The 25,789-nt window shown below is 53.3% G+C and carries 22 protein-coding genes and 1 pseudogene; 13 read left to right on the forward strand and 10 right to left on the reverse strand.

The window, feature by feature from the left end; translation table 11 throughout:
• The first annotated feature begins 84 nt into the window (after positions 1-84).
• Positions 85-633 (forward strand): recombinase family protein, encoded by a 549-nt coding sequence (locus ACOTYN_RS16270; RefSeq protein ID WP_221552789.1) that lies wholly within the window; start codon positions 85-87, stop codon positions 631-633.
• A gap of 48 nt (positions 634-681) precedes the next feature.
• Here ACOTYN_RS16270 and ACOTYN_RS16275 read toward each other — a convergent pair whose 3' ends face one another.
• Positions 682-948, reverse strand: coding sequence for a DinI family protein (locus ACOTYN_RS16275; RefSeq protein ID WP_256027049.1), 267 nt, complete (start codon positions 946-948; stop codon positions 682-684).
• Between the two features lie 100 nt (positions 949-1,048).
• Between ACOTYN_RS16275 and ACOTYN_RS16280 the strand changes: the two genes are divergently transcribed.
• From ACOTYN_RS16280 to ACOTYN_RS16290, 3 genes are all read left to right on the forward strand, one after another.
• A complete protein-coding gene (locus ACOTYN_RS16280; RefSeq protein ID WP_178295305.1) occupies positions 1,049-1,288 on the forward strand; it encodes a hypothetical protein in 240 nt (79 codons plus the stop codon).
• A 262-nt stretch (positions 1,289-1,550) separates the two neighbouring features.
• Positions 1,551-3,236 carry a FliC/FljB family flagellin gene (locus ACOTYN_RS16285; protein ID WP_178295307.1) on the forward strand — a complete coding sequence of 562 codons (1,686 nt, stop codon included), beginning with the start codon at positions 1,551-1,553 and terminating at the stop codon, positions 3,234-3,236.
• A gap of 146 nt (positions 3,237-3,382) precedes the next feature.
• Entirely contained in the window at positions 3,383-4,309 is a 927-nt protein-coding gene (locus ACOTYN_RS16290) for an RNA-guided endonuclease InsQ/TnpB family protein (RefSeq protein ID WP_178295309.1), read from the forward strand.
• A gap of 258 nt (positions 4,310-4,567) precedes the next feature.
• Here ACOTYN_RS16290 and ACOTYN_RS16295 read toward each other — a convergent pair.
• Positions 4,568-4,814 (reverse strand): annotated as a pseudogene (locus ACOTYN_RS16295) (DinI-like family protein).
• A 415-nt stretch (positions 4,815-5,229) separates the two neighbouring features.
• Between ACOTYN_RS16295 and pepN the strand changes: the two are divergent.
• Positions 5,230-7,842 (forward strand): aminopeptidase N, encoded by a 2,613-nt coding sequence (pepN, locus tag ACOTYN_RS16300; RefSeq protein ID WP_059373114.1) that lies wholly within the window; start codon positions 5,230-5,232, stop codon positions 7,840-7,842.
• Positions 7,843-7,944: 102 nt separating this feature from the next.
• Here the strand turns inward: pepN and ssuB are convergent, their stop codons facing one another.
• From ssuB to ssuE, 5 genes are read right to left on the reverse strand one after another with little or no spacing between them, the layout of a single operon-like run.
• The gene (gene ssuB, locus ACOTYN_RS16305; protein ID WP_014883237.1) at positions 7,945-8,715 is read right to left on the reverse strand and encodes an aliphatic sulfonates ABC transporter ATP-binding protein; all 771 of its coding nucleotides are present in this window, start codon (positions 8,713-8,715) and stop codon (positions 7,945-7,947) included.
• On the reverse strand, positions 8,712-9,503 hold the full coding sequence (gene ssuC, locus ACOTYN_RS16310; protein ID WP_032637062.1) for an aliphatic sulfonate ABC transporter permease SsuC: 792 nt from the start codon (positions 9,501-9,503) through the stop codon (positions 8,712-8,714). Before ssuC ends, ssuB begins: the two co-directional genes overlap by 4 nt.
• 9 nt (positions 9,504-9,512) lie before the next feature.
• Positions 9,513-10,658, reverse strand: a complete 1,146-nt coding sequence (ssuD, locus tag ACOTYN_RS16315) for an FMNH2-dependent alkanesulfonate monooxygenase (RefSeq protein ID WP_023332605.1) — start codon at positions 10,656-10,658, stop codon at positions 9,513-9,515.
• The gene (locus tag ACOTYN_RS16320) at positions 10,655-11,617 is read right to left on the reverse strand and encodes a sulfonate ABC transporter substrate-binding protein (RefSeq protein ID WP_332957137.1); all 963 of its coding nucleotides are present in this window, start codon (positions 11,615-11,617) and stop codon (positions 10,655-10,657) included. The genes ssuD and ACOTYN_RS16320 overlap by 4 nt, the downstream gene beginning before the upstream one ends.
• Complete coding sequence (ssuE, locus tag ACOTYN_RS16325) at positions 11,610-12,185, reverse strand: NADPH-dependent FMN reductase (RefSeq protein WP_014883241.1); 576 nt, start codon at positions 12,183-12,185, stop codon at positions 11,610-11,612. Before ssuE ends, ACOTYN_RS16320 begins: the two co-directional genes overlap by 8 nt.
• A 249-nt stretch (positions 12,186-12,434) precedes the next feature.
• Here ssuE and pyrD point away from each other — a divergent pair, with 249 nt between their 5' ends.
• Positions 12,435-13,445, forward strand: coding sequence for a quinone-dependent dihydroorotate dehydrogenase (gene pyrD, locus ACOTYN_RS16330; RefSeq protein ID WP_014883242.1), 1,011 nt, complete (start codon positions 12,435-12,437; stop codon positions 13,443-13,445).
• A gap of 165 nt (positions 13,446-13,610) precedes the next feature.
• Positions 13,611-14,153 (forward strand): cell division protein ZapC, encoded by a 543-nt coding sequence (gene zapC / locus ACOTYN_RS16335; protein WP_014883243.1) that lies wholly within the window; start codon positions 13,611-13,613, stop codon positions 14,151-14,153.
• Here the strand turns inward: zapC and ACOTYN_RS16340 are convergent.
• Positions 14,150-15,259 (reverse strand): YcbX family protein, encoded by a 1,110-nt coding sequence (locus tag ACOTYN_RS16340; RefSeq protein WP_032637058.1) that lies wholly within the window; start codon positions 15,257-15,259, stop codon positions 14,150-14,152. The two genes, zapC and ACOTYN_RS16340, sit on opposite strands and share 4 nt — an antisense overlap.
• A gap of 98 nt (positions 15,260-15,357) precedes the next feature.
• Between ACOTYN_RS16340 and rlmKL the strand changes: the two genes are divergently transcribed.
• From rlmKL to rmf, 6 genes are all read left to right on the forward strand, one after another.
• Positions 15,358-17,466, forward strand: a complete 2,109-nt coding sequence (gene rlmKL / locus ACOTYN_RS16345; RefSeq protein WP_023332608.1) for a bifunctional 23S rRNA (guanine(2069)-N(7))-methyltransferase RlmK/23S rRNA (guanine(2445)-N(2))-methyltransferase RlmL — start codon at positions 15,358-15,360, stop codon at positions 17,464-17,466.
• Positions 17,467-17,478: 12 nt separating this feature from the next.
• Entirely contained in the window at positions 17,479-19,386 is a 1,908-nt protein-coding gene (locus ACOTYN_RS16350) for an ABC transporter ATP-binding protein (protein WP_014883246.1), read from the forward strand.
• Positions 19,387-19,399: 13 nt separating this feature from the next.
• Positions 19,400-20,653 (forward strand): membrane integrity-associated transporter subunit PqiA, encoded by a 1,254-nt coding sequence (gene pqiA / locus ACOTYN_RS16355; protein WP_014883247.1) that lies wholly within the window; start codon positions 19,400-19,402, stop codon positions 20,651-20,653.
• Between the two features lie 4 nt (positions 20,654-20,657).
• On the forward strand, positions 20,658-22,298 hold the full coding sequence (gene pqiB / locus ACOTYN_RS16360) for an intermembrane transport protein PqiB (RefSeq protein WP_014883248.1): 1,641 nt from the start codon (positions 20,658-20,660) through the stop codon (positions 22,296-22,298).
• Complete coding sequence (gene pqiC / locus ACOTYN_RS16365; RefSeq protein ID WP_014883249.1) at positions 22,295-22,861, forward strand: membrane integrity-associated transporter subunit PqiC; 567 nt, start codon at positions 22,295-22,297, stop codon at positions 22,859-22,861. The genes pqiB and pqiC overlap by 4 nt, the downstream gene beginning before the upstream one ends.
• Before the next feature lie 256 nt (positions 22,862-23,117).
• Positions 23,118-23,285, forward strand: a complete 168-nt coding sequence (gene rmf, locus ACOTYN_RS16370; protein ID WP_013097261.1) for a ribosome modulation factor — start codon at positions 23,118-23,120, stop codon at positions 23,283-23,285.
• Positions 23,286-23,356: 71 nt separating this feature from the next.
• On the opposite strand, the gene fabA is transcribed toward rmf, so the two are convergent.
• Positions 23,357-23,875 carry a bifunctional 3-hydroxydecanoyl-ACP dehydratase/trans-2-decenoyl-ACP isomerase gene (gene fabA, locus ACOTYN_RS16375; protein WP_000227926.1) on the reverse strand — a complete coding sequence of 173 codons (519 nt, stop codon included), beginning with the start codon at positions 23,873-23,875 and terminating at the stop codon, positions 23,357-23,359.
• 68 nt (positions 23,876-23,943) lie between these two features.
• Positions 23,944-25,704, reverse strand: coding sequence for an AAA family ATPase (locus ACOTYN_RS16380; RefSeq protein ID WP_014883250.1), 1,761 nt, complete (start codon positions 25,702-25,704; stop codon positions 23,944-23,946).
• Between the last annotated feature and the right edge of the window lie 85 nt (positions 25,705-25,789).

The following is a 25,789-nucleotide window of genomic DNA, read 5'->3' on the forward strand; positions in this document are numbered from 1 at the left end:
AAACCGACGTTTTATAGATTGCTCTTGAGCGGCCTGGCCGATAGCTTCACCTGATTTTTTTGCAGAAATAACTGGGTGAAAAATATGCAAATTGGCTATGTAAGGGTGTCAACAAATGACCAAAATACTGATCTTCAGCGGCAAGCACTCGAACGCGCAGGATGTGAACAGATTTTCGAAGAAAAAATGAGCGGAACAGTGGCAAACCGGCCAGCACTCAAAAAGCTTCTTAGGGCATTGAATGAGGGGGATACGCTGGTGGTCTGGAAGCTGGATCGCCTTGGGCGCAGCATGCGAAATCTGGTGCTGCTGGTGGACGAACTCCGGCAGCGCGGTATCCACTTTAAGAGCCTCACGGACAGTATCGATACATCAAGCCCGATGGGGCGCTTCATCTTTCATATCATGTCAGCCCTGGCGGAAATGGAGAGGGAGTTGATTGTGGAGCGCACCCGCGCGGGCCTGGCTGCAGCGCGGGAGAAAGGGCGAATCGGTGGCAGGCGTCCGAAGCTCACCGAGGAACAATGGGCGCAGGCAGGTCGGTTGATAGCGAATGGTGTGGACAGGAAGCAGGTGGCGATAATTTATGACGTTGCAGTATGCACGCTTTATAAAAAATTTCCTGTGGGATAAATCAGCCATGGTCGGGCAGTCAGCTAATACTGTCACTGCCCGGCCATATTAGAGCCCAGCCTGGCGAACTGTAGGAAATTCAGAAACCAGCCACATATCGGCCTCTTCAAACATCTCCTCCAGCATGCAGTTCAACTTTTCCCGATCGCTTTTGCTGGCATCACTATTCAAGCCGTTCGCCTGCATTGGCTTCACCTTCACTTCTGCATCAGGAAAAATCTGGTGCACTCGCTTTGTTAGCTCGGCCAAGATGATCTCTCTGGCCCCCTGGAGCCCTTCAACATTTCGCTTGTCATAAACCAGTTCAACAAACATACCGATCCTCTTAAAAGTGAAAAATTGCCTGTGCTTGATCTGTTTTTATAAAAATACTACTGTATATGCATACAGTCAATAAGTGAGTGAGGGTGTGTTCATGCCTCGTCAACCGGATATTCGTGCTGCTTTTATTGCGGCCATACAGCAAAACCCGAAGGGCTATCTCTGCCTGCATACAGACAAATTCATCGCTGAACTGCAGGAGAGGCACTGGCATTTCAGCCAAGCGGATGCAAATTCATGGATCGAGCGATACCAGCCGGACTTCGCCGATAAGACGACAAACGGAAGTGAGAACCGATACTGGATCCTGCGTAACATGGGGAGTGTTTTCTGATGGGGTTAGTTTCGCCAACTACTGACTATGTTGAACATCGGGTAGTCTTTTTGGTTTGATGACGACTACCGAGTGAAGAAAATGTCGTGCATCTAGGTATGTACGATTCAGGATAAACAATTTATAAAACAGTAGGATATTGTTTTTTTGTTTTTTTTCTAAAGGATCTGCAATGGTTGCCGATAGTAAATTTAGCGGCGCAAGAGCCTAGTGGTGGAAGCCGTAAACTTAAATTACGACCAGTCAAACAGGAATTACTATCATGGCACAAGTCATTAATACCAACAGCCTCTCGCTGATAACTCAGAATAACATCAATAAGAATCAATCCTCAATGGCCACTGCTATTGAGCGCCTGTCTTCCGGTCTGCGTATCAACAGCGCAAAAGATGATGCAGCTGGTCAGGCGATCGCTAACCGCTTCACCTCTAACATCAAAGGTCTGACCCAGGCTGCACGTAACGCTAACGATGGTATCTCCGTTGCACAGACAACTGAAGGTGCACTGTCTGAAATCAACAACAACTTACAGCGTATCCGTGAGCTGACCGTTCAGTCCTCTACTGGTACTAACTCACAGTCTGACCTGGACTCCATCCAGGACGAAATCAAATCCCGTCTGGATGAAATTGACCGTGTATCCGGTCAGACCCAGTTCAACGGTGTGAATGTGCTGGCAAAAGACGGTTCCATGAAAATTCAGGTTGGTGCTAACGATGGCCAGACCATTACCATAGACCTGAAACAAATCGACTCTAATACCCTGAAACTTACGAGCTTTAACGTAAATGGTAAAGGTGCAGTTGATAATGCTAAATTGACCGAAGCAGATCTGACTGGTTTCACGAAAACCCCAGGGGCAAACGGTAACAGCACTTGGACTAAAGACGATGTTACTACTTATAAGTCAGCGACTACAGCTGATTTGCTGAATAGCGTTGCAAACGGCAGCAAAATCAGCCAGACAGCACCGACCATCGTGAACGGTTTAGGTGTTAATGCTGACGCTGATTACACTTTTGATTCCACCAGCAAGTCCTACAAATTTGATGCTACAGATGTAACATCAGCGAATGCTCTGAGTTATCTTACTAAGGGTGGTTCCGCTACTGCTACAGTTAAAATTGGAACAACAACCCAAGATGTAATCATTGATAGCGCAGGAAACATCACGGCGGCTGATGATAACTCACAACTGTATCTTGATACTACTGGTAACTTGACCAAGAACAGTGCAGGCACTCCTCCACCAGCTTCGCTTGCCGGATTGATGGCTAACACAAACGATGCCGGTACTACTGGTGTTATGACCACAATTACAACGGCTGATAAAGGTACGTTGGTTACTACTGGTGTAGGTGCAGCAGGATTTAAAATTACGGGTGCATCAATCTCTGCTAGCGATATGGCAACAGCATTATCTGGCAAAGATTACACTGTTACTAACGGTGCTGCGTCTTACGACGTTGATGCTGCTGGTGCGGTAACTGCTGGTGGTACGGCCGTGAATCTGGATTTAGATGGCAAACTGACTACTGATACAGAAAAAACTGTAACTACTACTTATCAAGAATTTGCCAACGGCAGCTTTATTGATGATAAAGGAGCTGCTCTCTATAAAGCAGCTGATGGTTCTATCACCACAGAAGCTCAGGGAGCGTCTGCGGCTACTCCTGACCCGTTGAAAGCGCTGGACGATGCTATTGCCTCTATCGATAAGTTCCGTTCTTCTCTGGGTGCAGTACAGAACCGTCTGAGCTCTGCTGTGACCAACCTTAACAACACTACCACTAACTTGTCTGAAGCGCAGTCCCGTATTCAGGATGCAGACTATGCGACCGAAGTGTCAAATATGTCTAAAGCGCAGATCATTCAGCAGGCTGGCAACTCCGTGTTGTCTAAAGCCAACCAGGTTCCTCAGCAGGTTCTGTCTCTGCTGCAAGGCTAATTCAATTTCAATACACGAAGCCCTGCAAATGCAGGGCTTTTTATTGAATAAATAAAGATGTATTTTGTGGCTAAATCCACTGATAGAAAATATCAATTTTAGCTTAGGATACTTACAGTGGTTTTGTTGTTCTTATAGGATTTATTGTGATCAAAAAAAAGGCATTTAAATTTTTGCTTGAACCAAGTAAAAGTCAGATTTCTGACGTTTTGGTTTTTGCTGGTGCCTGCCGTTTTGTATATAATAAAGGCCTTGCTCTCCTAAGCGAAAACTATAATAATGGCAAGCCGTTCCTGAACTACAATAAACTCGCACCTTTATTAGTTGAGTGGAAAAGTGATCATAAATTTGAGTGGCTTAAACTTTGTCCATCTCAATGCCTACAGCAATCTTTACGTGATCTCGATAGGGCTTTTCAGAATTTCTTCTCAGGAAGAGCACTGTATCCTCGATTTAAAAAGAAAGGCCGCAGTGATTCTTTTAGAGTCCCATGTCAAAGAGTCAGATTAAACCAAGAAAAAGGTTTAGTATCTTTGCCTAAATTAGGATGGGTTAAGTACCGTAAAAGTCGCGAAGTCACGGGGAATTTGAAAAATGTTACTATTTCAAAAAAACTTGATAAGTGGTACATAAGTTTTAATACTGAGGAATTTGTTTCTGAGCCGGTTCATCCATCAATCAATAAGACAAAAGTTTTACTCAATGATGGATATGTTACCCTGTGTGCTGGGAATGAGGTTTCAGTCGAAAGCTTTACTGGCATTGTTGATGAAAAAAAAATAAAACGTCTTAATAAAGAGTTAAGTAGGAAAGTAAAACACAGTAATAATTGGCTAAAAAGTAAAAAGAAAATTGACAGAATAAGAACAAGGTCAGGTAATTTCAGACTGGATGCCTTACATAAGATAACTACGGCAATATGCAAAAAACACGCAGTTGTAGAAGTAGTTGACGTAAAGAATTTTGTATCAGATAAAAACAATATTGTAAAAAATATGAGGTACGAGTTTGTTAGGCAATTATTGTATAAACAAGAGTGGTTAGGTGGAAAAATTGTTCAGCTGGACGCTTAGTTTTTATTAAATATCCTTTGAGATATTTTTCACCCGTTTTTTAATATAAATCAAAGTGATTATTGGCGGCAGGGCATGTCGTTTCAGTTTGTGGAGGAAGGTTTTTTTAACTTCTGTTGAAGCAAAAATCTCGAATGTTATTGAGAATGTCAACGTCTGGTCCAATACCAATTGGTGATTTTTCTATATATTTTATAAAGTAAAAATTTGTCGGTTGTTGATGTTAGAGCAACCGACGCAGATTCTAAGGAAGTGCAATCATCGTGTAAACCAGTTATCTGCGCTTTCCAACGCTTCTTGTGGCACTTCCTGTACATATGTCTTTTTGTCTTCTTTTTCTAAGCCGCAGAATGGAAAAGCCATCTTTGCTTGCTGTCTTGACGATCACCTCTACGTCTTCATTATACGTACTCAGGCGCTTTGTCAGCTCCTGAGTCAGTGCGTCAATTGAGTCCTTCGGCATAGCCATCGTTTTATTTTTGGCAATACTAATCTCGACACGCATGATAGTCACCGCTAATGCCTGGTTAAATATACAGCACCTGTAACCCAGAACTAAAGACTGTCAAGTCAATTGGCGAATTAGCAGTTCAGCTTTGAATGTTTTTTGATGTTTGGAATGGTCTACAAGCCTTATGGTGTCTGCTCTCGGGTAAAATTAGTCGTGGGGCATGGGTGGGGCAAAAGTGCCTTGTGAAGTTCGTTAAAGTTCGCAAATCTCGCTTTGAATCGATCTCTCTCATCCCTTGTTTAATGCGCTCCTGGACGATCTTTATCGATTTTAAAAATTATGCGTTCATATTATACAAATGTAGCGAAAAAGGTGTTTCTGCCTGAAAAGATGAACATTCTGCATAGCGCGTTTTGCGCAACAGGAATATATTGAAACGTTACTCGACAAACGATGCATAAGGTTTTCTATGACACAACAGCCACAAGCCAAATACCGCCACGACTACCGTGCGCCGGAATACCTGATTAGCGATATCGACCTGACGTTTGACCTGGATGCCACAAAAACCGTCGTGACGGCGGTGAGTCAGGTGACGCGCCACAGTGCGACTGCCGTGCCGCTGCGTCTCGATGGCGAAGACCTGACGCTGGTCTCCCTGCATATTAATGATGAACCCTGGTCAGAGTATAAAGAAGAAGGCAACCAGCTGGTCATCGACAACCTGCCGGAACGCTTTACGCTGCGCATCGTGAATGAAATCAGCCCTTCAGCCAACACGGCGCTGGAAGGGCTTTACCAGTCAGGCGTGGCTCTGTGTACCCAGTGTGAAGCCGAAGGTTTCCGCCATATCACCTGGTACCTGGACCGCCCGGACGTCCTGGCGCGCTTCACGACGAAAATCATCGCCGATAAAACGCTTTATCCGTTCCTGCTCTCCAACGGTAACCGCGTCGGTGAGGGCGAACTGGAAAATGGTCGTCACTGGGTGCAGTGGCAGGATCCGTTCCCGAAACCGTGCTACCTCTTTGCGCTGGTGGCGGGTGATTTTGATGTGCTGCGCGATACGTTCAAAACTCGCTCCGGGCGTGAAGTGGCGCTGGAGCTGTTTGTTGACCGTGGCAACCTTGACCGCGCACCGTGGGCGATGACCTCGCTCATCAACTCCATGAAGTGGGACGAAGAACGTTTCGGCCTCGAATACGACCTCGACATCTATATGATCGTCGCCGTCGATTTCTTCAACATGGGCGCGATGGAGAATAAAGGTCTCAACATCTTTAACTCCAAATACGTACTGGCACGTACCGACACCGCTACCGATAAAGACTACCTTGATATCGAACGCGTCATCGGCCACGAGTATTTCCATAACTGGACCGGTAACCGCGTCACCTGCCGTGACTGGTTCCAGCTGAGCCTGAAAGAGGGACTGACCGTCTTCCGCGATCAGGAGTTCAGCTCCGATCTGGGCTCTCGTGCGGTTAACCGCATCAACAACGTCCGCACTATGCGCGGCCTGCAGTTTGCGGAAGATGCCAGCCCAATGGCGCACCCTATCCGTCCGGATAAAGTCATTGAGATGAACAACTTCTACACCCTGACGGTGTATGAGAAGGGCGCTGAAATTATCCGTATGATCCACACCCTGCTGGGCGAAGAGAACTTCCAGAAAGGGATGCAACTCTATTTTGAGCGTCATGACGGCAGCGCGGCGACCTGTGACGATTTTGTGCAGGCGATGGAAGATGCCTCTAACGTGGATCTCTCGCACTTCCGCCGCTGGTACAGCCAGGCCGGGACACCGATTGTCACCGTTAAAGACGACTACAACCCGGAAACCGAGCAATACACCCTGACCATCAGCCAGCGCACGCCGCCAACCGCCGAGCAGGAAGAAAAACATCCGCTGCACATCCCGTTCAGCATTGAGCTGTATGACAACGAAGGCAAAGTGATCCCGCTGCAGAAGGGCGGTCATCCGGTACACCACGTACTGAACGTAACCCAGGCAGAGCAGACCTTTATCTTCGATAACGTCTATTTCCAGCCGGTGCCTGCGCTGCTGTGCGAATTCTCCGCCCCGGTGAAGCTGGAGTACAAGTGGAGCGATCAGCAGCTGACGTTCCTGATGCGTCACGCCCGCAACGATTTCTCCCGCTGGGATGCCGCGCAGAGTCTGCTGGCGACCTACATCAAGCTGAACGTGAACCGTTACCAGCAGGGCCAGCCGCTGACGCTGCCGGTGCATGTAGCAGACGCGTTCCGTGCGATCCTGCTGGATGAATCTATTGATCCGGCGCTGGCGGCTGAAATTCTGACCCTGCCGTCGGCAACTGAAATTGCCGAGCTGTTTGACATCATTGACCCGATTGCCATCGTGGCCGTGCGTGAAGCGCTGACCCGCACGCTGGCTGCTGAACTGGCGGACGAATTCCTCGCCATCTATAACGCCAATAAGCTTGATGCTTATCGCGTTGAGCACGCGGACATTGGTAAACGTTCTCTGCGTAACACCTGCCTGCGTTATCTGGCGTTTGGTGAAACCGAGCTGGCGAACACGCTGGTGAGCACGCAGTATCATAAAGCGGACAATATGACCGACGCGCTGGCCGCGCTGGCGGCGAGCGTTGCCGCTGAACTGCCGTGCCGCGATGCGCTGATGCAGGAGTACGACGACAAGTGGCACCAGGATGGTCTGGTGATGGACAAATGGTTCATTCTGCAGGCGACCAGCCCGGCGGCCGATGCGCTCAGCAAAGTCCGCAGCCTGCTGAAGCACCGTTCGTTCACCATGAGTAACCCGAACCGCGTGCGTTCCCTGATTGGTGCGTTTGCCAGCAGCAACCCGGCCGCGTTCCACGCGGAGGACGGTAGCGGTTATCAGTTCATGGTAGAAATGCTGACCGAACTGAACAGCCGTAACCCGCAGGTGGCGTCGCGTCTGATTGAGCCGCTGATCCGTCTGAAACGCTACGATGCGAAGCGTCAGGCGAAAATGCGCGCCGCGCTTGAACAGCTGAAAGGGCTGGAAAACCTGTCCGGCGATTTGTACGAGAAGATCGCGAAAGCCTTAGCGTGATGTAAAAAAGCCCGGTGGGCAGGTAAAAGCAAAACGGCAACCCAGGTTGCCGTTTTTTGTGTTTTCTCCCTCTCCCTGTGGGAGAGGGCCGGGGTGAGGGCATCAGGCATTAGCCTTAACTCGCTGTAACTCCGTTCCCCCGCGCTTCATCACCCGATCCAGCACTTCTGCCTCCAGCTCCGCCAGTCTTGCCGAACCGACACGACGAGGCCGTGGAAGATCCACCGTCAGATCCAGACCAATTTTTCCGTCTTCTATTAACAGCACCCGGTCGGCCATCGCCACGGCTTCGCTGACGTCATGCGTGACCAGCAGAACCGTGAATCCATGCGTCTGCCACAGGGATTCAATCAGATCCTGCATTTCGATCCGCGTTAAGGCGTCGAGCGCGCCGAGCGGCTCATCAAGCAACAGCAGGCCCGGACGATGAATCAACGCCCGTGCCAGCGCCACGCGCTGCTTCTGCCCACCCGACAGCGCAGCAGGCCATTCACCGGCGCGGTTTTCCAGTCCGACGGCGGCCAGCGCCTGACGGGCTTCATCCCGCCAGTGTCCTTTGAGCCCCAGCCCGACGTTATCAATCACCGTCTTCCAGGGCAGCAGTCGCGCATCCTGAAACATCATGCGGGTATCGTCCTGAATAGTGGCCAGCGGCGTTGTCCCTGCCAGAATGTCGCCGCCGTTAGGGGATTCCAGTCCGGCCAGAAGGCGCAGCAGCGTACTCTTGCCGCCGCCGCTGCGCCCGACAATGGCCACAAACTGCCCGGCGGGAATATGCAGATCCAGCGCGTTAAGAATGGTGTTTTCGCCGTAGCGTTTGGTCACGCCGTTTAGCAGTAACGGTGTCCCCTGATTCAGTCGTGCCGTATTCATGCTTTCGCCTCCTGAAGGGTATACGCCGGGTTCCAGCGTAGCCAGCTGCGTTCCAGCCACTGGGCGCTGAAGTCGGCCAGTTTGCCGAGCAGGGCATAAAGGATAATGGCAACCACCACGACGTCCGTTTGCAGGAACTCGCGGGCATTCATCGCCAGGTAGCCGATACCAGAGTTAGCCGAAATGGTTTCCGCGACAATCAGCGTCAGCCACATCAGGCCGAGGGCAAAACGCACTCCGACCATGATGGAGGGCAGGGCGCCCGGCAGGATCACGTGTAGAAAGAGCGAAAAACCCGACAAGCCATAGCTTCGCGCCATCTCCACCAGGCCGCGATCGATATTGCGGATGCCGTGCCAGGTATTAATGTAAATCGGGAACAGCGTGCCCAGCGCCACGAGGAAGATCTTCGCGCTCTCATCAATCCCAAACCACAGAATGACCAGCGGGATCAGCGCCAGATGCGGCACGTTACGCAACATCTGAATGGAGGTATCCAGCAGCCGCTCACCCCAGCGGGAAAGACCGCTGATCAACCCCAGCACCAGGCCGATGCTGCCGCCAATAGAAAACCCAATCACCGCGCGCCAGGAACTGATCGCCAGATGCTGCCACAGCTCACCGCTGACGCTCAGCGACCAGAACGCTTCTACAACGCCCTCAGGAGAGGGCAGAATACGGCTCGACAGCCAGCCGGTGGATGATGCGAGCTGCCAGAGAGCCACAATGCCGACGGGTAAAAACCACGGCGCGGCGCGCAGCAGCCATTTTTGTGAGGTGGCAGACATGGTCACTCCTTAACTTTGCGCGGCTTTTCGAGGGATAAATTCGTTTGCCACCGCTTCTCCCTGCAGCTGAAGCTGCTGTGGCTGCGGTATTTCCGGGATGGCCACATCCAGATGCGGGAATAACAGCTCGCCCACTTTGTAGGCCTCCTCCAGGTGCGGATAACCGGAGAGAATAAAGCTGTCGATACCGAGGTCGGCGTATTCATTAATCCGCGCTGCCACGGTCGGGCCGTCCCCGACCAGCGCCGTGCCCGCACCGCCGCGAACCAGGCCAACGCCTGCCCACAGGTTCGGGCTGATCTCCAGCTTCTCGCGCTTGCCGTTGTGCAGGGATGCCATTCGGTGCTGTCCGACGGAGTCGGTTTTGGCAAACGCGGCCTGCGCCTTTGCGATGGTCTCATCGTCCAGATGGGATATCAGACGGTCTGCCGCCCGCCAGGCCTCTTCAGTGGTTTCGCGAACAATCACGTGCAGACGAATACCGAAGCGCACCTTGCGGCCATGGGCGTCCGCTTTTGCGCGCACCTGGGCAATTTTCTCTTTTACCAGCTCAGGCGGTTCGCCCCAGGTCAGATACAGATCGACCTGCTCGGCAGCCAGATCCTGGGCTACATCCGACGACCCGCCGAAATAGAGCGGCGGGCGTGGGCGTTGTACCGGCGGGAAGTAGAGTTTCGCGTCACGAACGTGGATATGCTTGCCTTCGAAGGTGACGGTTTCACCTTCAAGCAGGCGTCGCCAGACGCGGGTGAACTCGGCAGAAGCCTCATAGCGCTCGGTGTGGTCGAGGAACACGCCATCGCCTGCCAGTTCCTGCGGATCGCTGCCCGTCACCAGGTTAAACAGGGCACGACCGTTGGAGAGTCTGTCCAGCGTTGCCGCCTGACGCGCTGCCACGGTGGGGGAAACCACGCCTGGACGTAACGCAACCAGGAACTTCAGACGCTGGGTGACCGGGATCATCGACGCGGCGACCAGCCAGGCATCTTCACATGAGCGCCCGGTTGGGATCAGCACGCCGGTGAAACCGATGCGGTCCGCCGCCTGTGCAATCTGCTGCAGGTAGCCATGGTCAACCGGGCGGGAACCCTCTTCAGTGCCAAGATAGTGGCCATCTCCGTGGGTGGGTAAAAACCAGAAAAGATTCAGACTCATGATTTAGCTCCTTCTTTGCCTGCGGGTTGCCAGATGCGTTCGCGAATATCGACCTGTTTTGGCACAAGGCGGTTTTGATAGAAGAGGTCAGCGGTTTGTTGCTGAAGCGCGGCGACGTGCGCATCCACGGGTGAAATGGTGGTCGGCGGACGGTGGCTGAGGTAGCTCGCAATCACCGGTTCAGGTAAGCCCATGGTTTTCGCCAGCAGCGCAATACTTTCCTGACGCTGGCTTTGGGTCAGCGTGTCGGCCTGCGTAAAGGTATCCAGTACGTTCTGAATAAATGCGCCATTCTTTTCCGCGTAAGGACGCGCGGCAAGGTAGAACGAGCCGGTCTGCTTCAGCGTCGTGCCATCCTTCAGCACACGCACGCCTCCTTGCAGTAATGCTGCGGAGTAGTACGGATCCCAGATAGCCCAGGCATCAACATTCTTCTGCTGGAACGCGGCACGAGCGTCGGCTGGAGTCAGGTAAACGGGCTGAATGTCCGTGAATTTCAGCCCGGCCTCCTGTAAAGCGCGCAGCAGCAGGTTGTGTGAACTGGAGCCTTTCTGAAAAGCGACCTTATGACCTTTTAGATCGGCAACGCTTTTAATCTCGCTATTTTCAGGCACCAGAATGACTTCGGCCTTCGGTTTAGGCGGTTCAACGCCGACATAAACGAGGTCCGCCCCCGCAGCCTGGGCGAATATCGGCGGAATATCGCCTGTGGTGCCAAGATCGATACTGCCTACGTTTAAGGCTTCCAGCATTTGAGGACCGGCAGGAAACTCGATCCAGGCAAATTTGGTGTCCGGGAAGCGTTTTTCCAGAAGCTGGTGACTTTTTGCCAGCACCATACTGACGCTGCCTTTCTGATAGCCAATGCGTAAACTGTCCGGCGCTGTTTCTGCGGCCTGAGCCAGCCCGGTCAAGGCCATCAGACCAGCCAGCCCGAGGCGGGTTAAGGTTTTAAACATGTGCGACTCCTTGAGGCTGGCCAAACGCAGGTGCCTGGATATCCCGGCGATGCAGCGCGTGCCAGAAGGTTTCCAGCGCAGCATCGAGGCGCGTTTGCAGATTCGGCGTAAAGTGCGGCTTGTGTTGATAATCAATGACCTGCGAATCGTCCGCGAAAACCCCATGGAGAATCTCTTGTGCTTTCAGGGCATTCAGGACCGGTTTCAGGGCATAATCCACCGCCAGTAAATGGGCAACCGTTCCGCCCGTTGCCAGCGGCAGCACCACTTTGCCGTCCAACGCGCGCTCCGGCAGTAGATCGAGCAGGGTTTTCAGTGCGCCAGAAAAAGAGGCTTTATAGATCGGTGTCGCCACGATTAAACCGTCTGCCTCTTTCAGTTGTTCTGTGAGGGTTTTCAGCGCAGGGCTGTCGAAACGGGCGTACAGCAAATCTTCGGGTTCGAAGTTATGCAGATTCCAGTGGCACACTTCCACATCCAGCGCATTGAGCTTTTCACGGGCATATTCCAGCAGGGCGCTGGAACGCGAAGGGAATCGTGGACTTCCGGCCAGGGTAATGACGCGCATACTTCCTCCTTATAACCAATTGTTTGCTTTTATCTAACATTCATAACAATTTTCAGGAGTGTGACACCGCGCGGTTATTCCACTAAATGATTTATCTGCAATTAAAATGCGAAAAAGTGCATAAGAAAGAGACCGGGAGGTAAACGTTTGCGTTTTACGCTGATTATTTTGCCGCAGGTCAATTCCTTTTCGCAGCGGGATCGCCCATAATCCCCTCCCGGTTTGCACACCGGGAATCCAGGAGAGTTCATGTACTACCCCTTCGTTCGTAAAGCCCTTTTTCAGCTCGACCCTGAGCGCGCTCATGAATTGACATTCCAGCAATTACGTCGCATTACCGGAACGCCTCTGGCGGCTCTGGTGCGCCAGAATGTGCCGGAAAAACCTGTGCAGTGCATGGGTCTGACCTTTAAAAACCCGCTGGGTCTGGCGGCCGGTCTGGACAAAAACGGCGAGTGCATTGATGCCCTGGGCGCAATGGGCTTTGGCTCCATTGAAATCGGTACCGTTACCCCGCGCCCACAGCCGGGAAATGATAAGCCGCGTTTGTTCCGCCTGGTGGAAGCCGAAGGTCTGATCAACCGCATGGGCTTTAATAATCTCGGCGTTGATCACCTGGTCGAGAACGTGAAAAAAGCCCATTTCGATGGGGTGCTGGGCATTAATATCGGTAAAAATAAAGACACGCCGGTTGAGCAAGGTAAAGATGACTATCTGATTTGTATGGAAAAAGTCTACGCCTATGCCGGTTACATCGCGGTGAATATTTCATCGCCGAATACCCCGGGCCTGCGTTCTTTACAATACGGCGAAGCGTTGGACGATCTTCTCAGCGCCATTAAAAATAAACAAAATGAACTGCAGGCGATCCACCATAAATATGTTCCGGTCGCGGTGAAGATCGCGCCGGATCTTTCGCCTGAAGAATTGATCCAGGTTGCCGACAGTTTAGTTCGCCATAATATTGATGGTGTTATTGCGACCAATACGACGCTCGATCGCTCCCTCGTTCAGGGAATGAAAAACTGTGACGAAGCGGGTGGGTTAAGTGGCCGTCCGGTACAATTAAAAAGCACCGAAATTATTCGTGCTCTGTCTGCAGAATTAAAAGGGCGTTTGCCGATTATTGGTGTCGGCGGTATCGATTCGGTCATTGCTGCGCGCGAGAAGATGGCGGCAGGGGCATCGCTGGTGCAAATCTATTCCGGCTTTATTTTTAAAGGACCGCCGCTGATTAAAGAAATCGTTACGCATATCTAATCTTTTCTCTTAATCAGACAACCAGGGCTTTATTTCCAGCCCTGGTTGTTTTATATTCCGTCACTGTTGCTTATTTAGACATTCTGGTCTTTTATTAATGTTGTTATAAACGAAGCGACAATCAGGACATTTTTAGTACAGGACGTTTGGGGACGGGAGAGAAAGATGCGAATTAAACCTGACGATAACTGGCGCTGGTATTTTTGCGACGAGCACGATCGTATGATGCTCGATTTAGCCAATGGCATGTTGTTTCGTTCTCGTTTTGCCCGCCGAATGTTAACCCCGGACGCGTTTTCACCCTCGGGCTTTTGCGTTGACGATGCTGCACTTTATTTCTCCTTTGAAGAAAAATGTCGCGATCTGGTGCTCTCTAAAGAGCAGCGTGCCGAGCTGGTATTAAATGCGCTGGTGGCGATTCGTTTCCTGAAACCGCAAATGCCGAAAAGCTGGCATTTCCTGCCGCACGACATGAACTGGACGCCAGCAACGGGTGATGCGGCCAGCGTCAATCTGAGCGATACCGCCGAAGAGGTGAGTTTGTTAGTGGTGGAGCCGGGCGAAAATGCTGCGCTTTGTCTGCTGGCGCAACCCGGCGTGACGATTGCCGGGCGCGTAATGCAGTTAGGGGATGCGATCAAAGTCATGAATGACAGGCTGAAGCCACAGGTGCGTGTCGATTCCTTCAGCCTCGAACAGGCGGTTTAAGCTTCCAGCTGTACGGATGTTTTCGGTACGCAGCTACAGCACAGAATTGTGCCGTCGTTTCCCACTGCCGATTTCTTCAGCGCTGTCACTTCTCCCTCTACCAGCTTGATGCGACAGCATCCGCAGATTCCCGCACGACAAGAATACGGTACGCGAATACCGGCCTGTTCCAGTTGCTCCAGCAGCACCTGCTGATTGTTGCCACGAATAATTTTGCCCTGCCAGTGAATATCCACGGCAGAGGCGACGTTCGTCTCAACTTCAACGCTTTCTTCTTCCTGACCGGCGCCGTACACTCTCGCAGGCCCGCGGGCGAGGATTTCGACCTCATCGCCCACGCGGATCACACCGCTGGAGCGGGGGATCAGGTTCTGGCCGAAATCGACATCGCCGTTATCCTGGGCGGTGCGGAACGATTGCAGCGTTTTCAGCGGTTCGCCAGAGGGGTGCTTTTGGCCTTTTTCCGGACTCACGGTAGTAAAGATACAGCGGCTGCACGGCTTGACGACATCAAAGATGACGCTACCAATGCGGATCGTTTTCCAGGTGTCTTCTTCCCACGCATCGGCACCGGTTACCACCAGGTTCGGACGGAACTGCTCCATCTGCACGCTGGCCTTACAGCGGTTTTGTAAATCACGCAGCGACGCCTCGTTGGTCAGCAGGAACGGGAAGCCGTCGGCGAAGGAGAGCGGAACGGCATCGTGGCGCTTCACGCGGCGCGTCAGTTCAGGCCCCACCCAGCGCAGCTGCACGTCGCGGGAAAAGAAGCCGCTTAGCCAGCGGTTAATCTCTTCCGGGGCGATGCGCGCGGTAAAATGGTTACCCCAGACTTCCGTTGGCGCGTCGACGGGCGCAAAATCAGCAAAGCGAATCACCGTGCTGGAACCGTCCGGCGCGGTCAAATGCAATCCGTCATGAAGCGGGGAAGGGGTAAAGCGAACCATCTGCGGGAACTGGCGCGCGGTGATGAACGTACCGTCAGGCTCGGTGACCATAAAAATACGATCGAAGGCAAATCCGCTCATGTCTGCCAGTGCGTGAGAAACGCCAATGCCGCGCATGGATTTCACCGGATGAATAAAAAGCCTGGATAACGTCGCCACTGCATACTCCCGCAAATGAAAATAAGCCTTCAACTTTATGACATACACGCCATATTAGCTATAATGCGCGACAATTTTCTAAGAGTAAAAGTGACGATATGAATTCTCTGTTTGCCAGTACGGCCCGTGGGCTGGAAGAGCTGTTAAAAACTGAACTGGAAGCCCTGGGTGCGCAAGAGTGCCAGGTAGTTCAGGGTGGTGTCCATTTTGAGGGCGACACGCGGCTTATTTACCAGAGCCTGATGTGGAGCCGTCTGGCGTCGCGCATCATGCTGCCGATGAAGGAGTGCAAGGTCTATAGCGACCTTGACCTCTATACCGGCGTACAGATGATCGACTGGACAGAGATCTTCACCCCAAATGCCACCTTTGCGGTGCATTTCAACGGCGTGAACGATGAGATCCGCAACAGTCAGTACGGTGCGCTGCGCGTGAAAGACGCCATTGTGGACTGCTTCACCCGCAAGAATAAGGAACGCCCTAATGTCGATCGCGAAAATCCGGACCTGCGTATCAACGTCTGGCTGAACGGCGACACGGCGAGCATTTCTCTCGATCTGAGCGGCGCGGGTCTGCATTTACGTGGCTATCGCGATCGCACCGGGATGGCGCCGATCAAAGAAACCCTTGCCGCAGCCATTGTGATGCGCTCCGGCTGGCAGCCGGGCACACCGCTGCTCGATCCGATGTGTGGTTCCGGTACGCTGCTGATTGAAGCCGCAATGCTGGCTACCGACCGTGCGCCAGGGCTGCACCGCGGTCACTGGGGCTTTAAAGGCTGGGCGCAGCATGATGAAGCCCTCTGGAAAGAGGTCAAAGATGACGCGCAGAGCCGTGCGCGTAAAGGCCTGGCAGAGTACACCTCGCATTTCTATGGTTCGGACAGCGACCCGCGCGTGATTGAACGTGCGCGAAGCAACGCCCGTCGAGCGGGTATCGGTGAGCTGGTCACCTTCGACGTGAAAGATGTCGCGAACCTGACCAACCCGCTGCCGAAAGGCCCGTACGGTACCGTCATCAGTAACCCGCCATACGGTGAGCGTCTGGACAGCGAACCGGCGCTGATCGCCCTGCACAGCCTGCTGGGCCGCAATATGAAAGACTATTTTGGCGGCTGGAATCTGTCTCTGTTCAGCGCATCGCCGGAGCTGTTGAGCTGTCTGCAACTGCGCGCCGATCGCCAGTTTAAAGCAAAAAACGGTCCGCTGGACTGTGTGCAGAAAAACTACCATCTGGCAGAAAAAGCGGCGGACAGTAAGCCAACTGGCGTGGCGGAAGATTACGCCAACCGTCTGCGCAAGAACCTGAAGAAATTCGAGAAGTGGGCGAAGCAGGAAGGGATTGAATGTTACCGCCTGTACGATGCCGACCTGCCGGAGTACAACGTGGCGGTTGATCGCTACGCCGACTGGGTCGTCATTCAGGAATATGCTCCGCCAAAAACCATTGATGCACAAAAAGCGCGTCAGCGTATGCTGGACGTGATTGCGGCCACCATCGCCGTGCTGGGCATTGCGCCGAACAAGCTGGTGCTGAAAACCCGCGAGCGTCAGAAGGGCAAAAACCAGTACCAGAAGATGGGCGAGAAGGGTGACTACATTGAAGTGGGCGAATATAACGCCCGCCTGTGGGTTAACCTGACCGACTATCTCGATACCGGTCTGTTCCTTGACCACCGTATCGCCCGCCGTATGCTCGGCCAGATGAGCAAGGGGAAAGATTTCCTCAACCTGTTCTCCTATACCGGCAGCGCGAGTGTGCATGCCGGCCTCGGCGGCGCGCGCAGCACCACTACCGTGGATATGTCGCGTACCTACCTGGAGTGGGCCGAGCGTAACCTGCGTCTGAACGGTTTAACCGGGCGCCAGCATCGCCTGATGCAGGCCGACGTGCTGGGCTGGCTGCGTGATACCGATGAACAGTTCGACCTGATCTTTATCGATCCGCCGACCTTCTCCAACTCTAAGCGCATGGAGGATAGCTTTGACGTTCAACGCGACCACCTGCGCCTGATGACCGACCTGAAGCGCCTGTTGCGTAAAGGCGGCACCATTATGTTCTCGAACAACAAACGCGGCTTCCGTATGGATCACGACGGTTTAGCAGCCCTGGGACTGAAAGCACAAGAAATTAGCCAAAAAACGCTGTCTCAGGACTTCGCCCGTAACCGTCAAATCCATAACTGCTGGTTGATTACCGCGGTCTGAAAGGAATAATAAATGTCTTTAATTAGTATGCACGGCGCGTGGCTCTCTTTCAGTGACTCACCGCTTCTCGATAATGCAGAGCTGCATATCGAAGATAACGAACGCGTCTGTCTGGTGGGCCGTAACGGCGCGGGTAAATCCACGCTGATGAAAATCCTCAACCGCGAGCAGGGGCTGGATGACGGCCGCATCGTGTACGAGCAGGATCTGATTGTCTCCCGCCTCCAGCAGGACCCGCCGCGCCATGTCACCGGCAGCGTGTACGACTTCGTGGCGGAGGGGATCTCAGAGCAGGCGGAATACCTGAAGCGCTATCACGAGATTTCGCATCTGGTCATGACCGACCCGAGCGACAAGAATCTCAATGAGCTCGCAAAAGTGCAGGAGATGCTCGATCACCACGGCCTGTGGCAGCTTGAAAACCGCATTAATGAAGTGCTGGCACAGCTTGGTCTGGAAGCGGATATGGAGCTGTCTGCGCTCTCCGGCGGCTGGCTGCGTAAAGCGGCCCTGGGTCGCGCGCTGGTCAGCGGGCCGAAAGTACTGCTGCTGGACGAACCGACGAACCACCTGGATATCGAAGCCATTGACTGGCTGGAAGGGTTCCTGAAAACCTTCAGCGGCACCATCATCTTTATCTCGCACGACCGTTCGTTTATTCGCAATATGGCGACCCGTATTGTCGATCTCGACCGCGGTAAGCTGGTCACCTATCCTGGCGATTACGATACCTATCTGCTGGAGAAAGAAGAAAACCTGCGCGTGGAAGAGCTGCAGAATGCTGAGTTTGACCGCAAACTGGCGCAGGAAGAGGTCTGGATCCGCCAGGGCATCAAAGCCCGCCGTACCCGTAACGAAGGCCGTGTGCGTGCCCTGAAAGCGATGCGCCGCGAGCGCAGCGAACGCCGCGAAGTGATGGGCAGCGCCAAAATGCAGGTTGAAGAGGCATCCCGCTCCGGCAAGATTGTCTTCGAAATGGAAAACGTTAACTATCAGGTTGACGGCAAAGTGCTGGTAAAAGATTTCTCTGCTCAGGTCCAGCGCGGCGACAAAATTGCGCTGATTGGCCCCAACGGCTGCGGCAAAACCACATTACTGAAGCTGATGCTGAGCCAGTTGCAGGCTGACAGCGGCCGTATTCACTGCGGCACCAAACTTGAAGTGGCCTACTTCGACCAGCACCGCGCGGAGCTGGATCCGGACCGCACGGTAATGGATAACCTCGCTGAAGGTAAGCAGGAGGTCATGGTAAACGGTAAGCCGCGCCATGTGCTGGGCTACCTGCAGGACTTCCTGTTCCATCCGAAACGTGCGATGACGCCGGTTCGCGCCCTGTCCGGCGGGGAACGTAACCGCCTGTTGCTGGCACGTCTGTTCCTGAAGCCAAGCAACCTGCTGATCCTCGATGAACCGACGAACGATCTGGATGTCGAAACGCTGGAATTGCTGGAAGAGCTGATCGACGGGTACCAGGGAACCGTGATGCTGGTCAGCCACGATCGTCAGTTCGTTGATAATACCGTGACCGAGTGCTGGATCTTCGAAGGGGAAGGGCGAATTGGACAGTATGTGGGCGGGTACCACGATGCAAAAGGGCAGCAGTCACAGTCTCTGGCGCAAAAACAGTCAAAGTCCAAAACAAGTGCTGAACCTGCTGTAACAAAAGCAGAAACAGTCAAGAAAAGCTCGGCTAAACTAAGCTATAACCTGCAGCGCGAACTGGAGGGGCTTCCTCAGCGTCTGGAAGAGCTGGAGGCGGCGCTTGAAGATCTTCAGGCACAGGTTGCTGATGCCTCATTCTTTACCCAGTCGCATGACTATACTCAGAAAGTATTGGCTGAACTGTCCGCGGCTGAAAAAGCCCTGGAAGAAGCATTTGAGCGCTGGGAGTACCTTGAGTCTCTGAAGAACGGCGCATAAACAGGGATAACATATGTGTGACCAGCACCATGCCGACAGGCATATATTATGCTCGCAATGCGATATGCTCGTGGCGTTGCCAGAGCTGGGTCACGGACATAAAGCCCTGTGTCCACGTTGCGGCGCAACGCTGACGACCGAGTGGGACGCGCCAAGGCAGCGTCCCACTGCTTACGCACTGGCGGCATTATTTATGCTGCTGCTCTCCAATCTCTTCCCCTTCATCTATATGAAGGTGGGGGGGATGACAAGCCAGGTGGATCTGCTTGAAATCCCGGGCGTGATGTTCTCGGAAGATTACGCCAGCCTCGGCACCTTTTTTCTGCTGTTTGTCCAGATAGTCCCGGCGTTTTGCCTGGTGGTCATTCTTCTGCTGGTCAACCGCGTCAGGATGCCGACATCACTGAAAATCCGGCTCGCGCGTGTCCTTTTCCAGCTCAAAAGCTGGGGGATGGCTGAGATCTTTCTGGCCGGGATACTGGTCAGTTTCGTGAAGCTGATGGCGTATGGCGATGTCGGGATTGGCAGTAGCTTTGTGCCCTGGTGCCTGTATTGCGTCCTGCAGCTGCGCGCCTTCCAGTGCGTGGACAGGCGCTGGGCGTGGGACGATATCGCCCCGGCACCGACGCTTGCACAGACGGTGAAGGTCGGTGTGCCGGGTATCCGCCAGGGGCTGCGTTCCTGTCCGTGCTGTACCGCCGTGCTGCCCGCCGATCTCGACGTGTGTCCGCGCTGCGAAACGAAAGGCCACGTCCGTCGCAAGAACAGCCTGCAGTGGACAATGGCGCTGCTGGTGACATCCGTCATGCTATATCTTCCCGCCAATATTCTGCCGATTATGATCACCGACCTGCTCGGTGACAAAATGCCCTCGACGATCCTCGCGGGGGTGATCCTGCTTTGGGGTGAAGGATCCTACCCGGTCGCCGGCGTGATTTTCATCGCCAGTATTATGGTACCCACCTTAAAAATGATCGCCATTGCCTGGCTCTGTTGGGATGCAAAAGGTCACGGAAAGCGCGACAGCGAACGCATGCATCTGATTTATGAGGTGGTCGAGTTTGTTGGTCGCTGGTCAATGATCGACGTGTTTGTAATTGCCGTTCTCTCTGCGCTGGTGCGGATGGGCGGTTTGATGAGTATTTATCCCGCGATGGGGGCTTTAATGTTTGCGCTGGTCGTGATTATGACCATGTTTGCTGCCATGACCTTCGACCCTCGTTTATCGTGGGATCGTGAGCCTGAATCAAGCCATGAGGAAGAGTAAGAGCATGGAAAATAAGAGTGGAGAGGCGAAAGTGCAGAAGGTCAAAAACTGGTCGCCGGTGTGGATTTTCCCCATCGTGACGGCGCTGATCGGTGCCTGGATCCTGTTTTATCATTACAGCCATCAGGGACCGGAAGTGACGCTGATTACCACCAATGCTGAGGGGATTGAGGGCGGTAAAACGACCATCAAAAGCCGCAGCGTGGATGTGGGCGTGGTGGAAAGCGCAACCCTGACCGACGATTTAACCCATGTGGAGATCAAGGCGCGCCTGAATGCCGGCATGGAAAAACTGCTGCATGGCGATTCTGTTTTCTGGGTGGTTAAACCGCAGGTGGGGCGCGAAGGGATCAGCGGCTTAGGGACGTTGCTGTCAGGTGCCTATATTGAACTCCAGCCGGGTACAAAAGGTAACCAGCCGGGGCAATATCAGCTTCTGGATTCACCGCCGCTTGCTCCGCCGGATGCAAAAGGTATTCGCGTGATTTTAGACAGTAAAAAAGCGGGCCAGCTCACGGCGGGCGATCCGGTGCTGTTCCGCGGTTATCGTGTGGGTTCGGTTGAGAAAAGCACGTTTGACCCACAGAAAAGGTCCATCAGCTATCAGCTGTTCATCAATGCACCTAACGATCGTCTGGTCACCAGCAATGTCCGTTTCTGGAAAGACAGCGGCATCGCGGTCGATCTGACCTCGGCAGGCATGCGTGTTGAAATGGGCTCCCTGACAACGCTGTTTGGCGGTGGCGTAAGTTTTGACGTGCCGGAAGGTCTGGATCTGGGGCAGCCGGTTGCGGAGAACACTGCTTTCCGCCTGTTTGACGATCAAAAAAGCATTCAGGATGCGCTCTACACCGATCACGTTGACTTCCTGATGTTCTTTAAAGACTCCGTTCGTGGCCTGCAGCCGGGGGCGCCGGTTGAGTTCCGCGGCATTCGTCTCGGTACGGTTGGGCAAGTACCGTTCTTTGTGCCTGGTCTGCAGCAGGTCCTGGATGATGATTACCGCATTCCGGTGCTGATTCGTATCGAACCAGAACGTCTGATCAACCAGATTGGCGAGAACCAGGATATTGCCACGCATATCTCTCAACTGATGGAACGTGGTCTGCGCGGGTCGTTGAAGACCGGCAACCTGGTGACCGGCGCGCTGTATGTGGATATGGATTTCTATCAGAAAGCACCGCCGATTACCGGCATTCGTGAATTCGGTGGCTATAAAATCATCCCAACCGTGAGCAGCGGACTGGCTCAGATCCAGCAGCGTCTGATGGAAACGCTGGATAAGATTAACAATCTGCCGCTGAACCCAATGATTGAAGCCGCGACAGGTTCGTTACATCAGAGCCAGGCGACGATGCAACGCCTGCAAACCACGCTGGATAACATCAATAAGCTCACTGCAAGCCAGAGCATGCAGCAGTTGCCGCAGGATATGCAGAAAACGCTGCGTGAGCTGAACCGCAGTATGCAGGGCTTCCAGCCAGGCTCGGCGGCGTACAACAAGATGGTGGCAGATATGCAGCGTCTTGATCAGGTCTTGCGCGAACTGCAGCCGGTTCTGAAAACGCTCAACGAGAAGAGCAACGCGCTGGTGTTTGAAGCGAAAGATAAAAAGGATCCTGAGCCGAAGAGGGCGAAACAATGAAAAAATGGCTAGCGATTGTAGGAGCGATGGTACTCACGGCCTGTAGCTCAGGAAGTGAAACGAAAAGCTACTATCAGCTACCGCTGATGGCGCAGGCAGGTACCCAGAGTACCGCTTCGCAAGGCAACCGTCTGCTGTGGGTTGAGCAAGTTGCCGTGCCGGACTACCTGGCCGGCAACGGGGTGGTCTACCAGACCAGCGATGTACAGTACACCATCGCCAACAATAATCTGTGGGCCAGCCCGCTGGATCAGCAGTTGCGCAATACGCTGGTGGCAAATCTGAGCAGCCAGCTTCCGGGCTGGGTTGTCGCTTCCCAGCCACTGGGTAGCGATCAGGATACGCTGAACGTCACGGTAACGGGCTTCCATGGTCGGTATGACGGTGCCGTTATCATCAGCGGAGAGTGGCTGCTGAATCATCAGGGACAGCTGATTAAACGTCCTTTCCATCTGGAACTGAAGCAGCAGAAAGATGGCTATGATGAAATGGTGAAAGTCCTTGCTCAGGGTTGGGCGCAGGAGTCAGCCAGTATCGCCAGGGAGATTTCCCGGCTGCCATAAGTAAAATTCATCATCAAAAACCGCAGTTAGCCTGTCGCTGATTGCGGTTTTTTTTTCGTTTTGGCTTCAGGTTGTTACTTGTGCCGGGTCACACTTTTTGTACAAATGATCTTCTGGCTAGCTCACAAATATGACACCCGTATGAATTTTGAACATTGACGCTGCAATGAATTCGGGGTATTCGTTATCTGTGCCTGTACATTTAGTGCAGACACTGTTTTCTTTCCACCAGACAAAAGAATGAGGGAAACGAGGCATGAAGAGACAGAAACGAGATCGCCTGGAACGGGCTCATCAACGTGGTTATCAGGCCGGCATCGCTGGACGTTCTAAAGAAATGTGTCCTTATCAGACGATAAATCAAAGGTCACAATGGCTTGGAGGCTGGCGAGAAGCCATCGGCGACAGGGCACTCATTGCCTGATAACGTCTCTTTAAAGAAAGAAACCTCCGCACTGCGGAGGTTTCGCCTTTCAGGGAGGGCTTAACGCAAAATCAGAATGCGGAAGTGTCCTGGAACAGGCCAACTTTCAGGTCGTTCGCAGTATAGATCAGACGACCATCTACCAGCACTTCGCCATCCGCCAGGCCCATAATCAGGCGACGGTTAACAATGCGCTTGAAGTGAATACGATAGGTCACTTTCTTCGCTGTAGGCAGAACCTGGCCGGTGAATTTCACTTCGCCCACGCCCAGTGCGCGGCCTTTGCCTTCACCACCCAGCCAGCCCAGATAGAAGCCAACCAGCTGCCACATGGCATCCAGGCCCAGGCAGCCAGGCATTACCGGATCGCCAATGAAGTGGCAACCGAAGAACCACAGGTCCGGGTTGATATCGAGTTCTGCTTCTACGTAACCCTTATCGAAGTTGCCGCCGGTTTCGGTCATTTTCACGACACGGTCCATCATCAGCATGTTCGGGGCCGGTAACTGTGGGCCTTTCGCGCCAAACAGTTCACCGCGACCAGAGGCAAGAAGATCTTCTTTTGTATAGGATTCGCGTTTATCTACCATGTTCTCAGTAAGCCTTATTTTAGTGAAGGACGCAGGATAGCTAACACGTGTACGCTGAACAAGTCCGATCAGTTTGAATTAAACCAGCCCAGCCAGCGTAACGGCCATGGATAACGGTGGCGAGCATCCTGCTGTGTCGCCTGAGCAATTCGCTCCTGGATGGTCTGCATCAGGGTCGTCTGCCCCTCGCCATCCCATACCAGGTTTGTCAGTAAGGGTAGTGCATCCTCAATCCCTTCGATGGCCCAGATGGCGAATTGTTCCTGCTCAACCGCGTCCAGAATAGCCTGGCTAAGGCTTAAATGGCGTACATTGGGTGCTGGAATAATCACACCCTGTTTGCCGTTTAAACCACGCTGCTGACAGATAGAGAAGAAGCCTTCAATTTTTTCGTTCAGACCGCCAACAGGCTGAGCACGACCGAACTGATCGACCGAACCGGTGATCGCGAGGTTCTGGTTGATCGGCACGTCTGCCAGGGCGCTGATCAAGGCGCAGAGCTCCGCCATAGAGGCGCTATCGCCATCCACTTCGCTATAGGATTGTTCAAACGTCAGCGAGGCGGAGAAGGGGATTTGCTGCTCAAGCTGCAGCTCAGACATCAAAAACGCCTGCATGATCATCATGCCTTTGGCGTGAATGTTGCCACCCAGCTCGGCTTTGCGTTCAATATCGGTGAACTCGCCATCGCCAACATGCACAACACAACTGATGCGTGAGGGTTCCCCGAACGCGCGCGGGTGGCCAGGGAATTCAATCACGGACAGGGCGTTAATCTGGCCGACGCGTTCACCTTCGGTCTCGACCAGAATTTGTTCCAGCAGAATTTCATCCTGCATACGGTCAGCAAGATAGCCTTCGCGCCACTCACGCTGCGCCAGCATCTGCGTGAGCTGTTCGCCAGTAAACGCACCTTTACCGCTGATCACACCCACTTCACGCAGCTGCTTGCCTATCCAGAGTGGACTGAGCGGCAGGGTTTCCTGGTCACCGGTATAACGAACCGCTTCGCGGATCAAACCCGGCCACGCGTCAGCGGCAGGCATTGGCAATGCAAAGCGTTCCGCAACGGCCAGCACCCACTGACACCACTGTGCCATGTCATCAGCATCGGCTACCTGGATGTTGTCTTCGTATTCGCTGTAAACCGCCAGCTCAGCCAGTTCCGGCTCCATTTCCTGGAAGTCAGCCAGCGATTCACGATCGCCCGTCAGCACGACGGTCAGCGACAGCGGCATTGACGGCACGGAGACCGGCAGAGGGCGAGACTCATCGTAACCGACCCAGTCAAAGCGTTGCTGGGTCACAATCGTTTTCAGGCGCATCCACAGCAGCGGCTGCGAGAGCAGGGTGCGCAGAGAGATGATCAGCACGCCGCCGTTTGCGCGATGTACCAGACCCGGTTGCAGTGAAAGCTCACCGTTGAACTGACGCAGACAGCCAAAGAGTTGTTCAGCCTCGACCCAGTTAGCGGTAATGACTTCACCTGTCGCTGCAAAACGGTCATCGGCCTGGTCCGCCGGTTCGAAGGCGATCTTATCTCCCGCGATACGATACTGGCCGCCAAAGACCGCGTTCGCTTCCGGGCGCAACTGGCGCATAGCATCCCCGAGAAGCGTCAGATATTCCGCCTCTTCGGGGGCTTTCAGCAGCATGAAGGGCGATGTCGCCCATGGGCTTAACGCCTGCTCCAGCGCATAATGCAAACGGGGTTGCGTATCGCTAAGGATGAATGGATGTTCTGTTGCGAGTTCGGGCTGTGAAAACAGGTCCTGATAGCTCTCGGTATCCGGAACAAGGTCACGCCATGCAAGTTTCGTAATCGTCAAAGTTGATGTTTTTTAGTCAGATGTAAAAGCGTGGAGTATACCGTAAGCGGGGGGATCTACCCAAGCAGGATTGGGTATTTCGACA

The organism is Enterobacter cloacae complex sp. IR5458, assembly GCF_049238025.1.
In the GTDB taxonomy this organism is placed as follows: domain Bacteria; phylum Pseudomonadota; class Gammaproteobacteria; order Enterobacterales; family Enterobacteriaceae; genus Enterobacter; species Enterobacter kobei.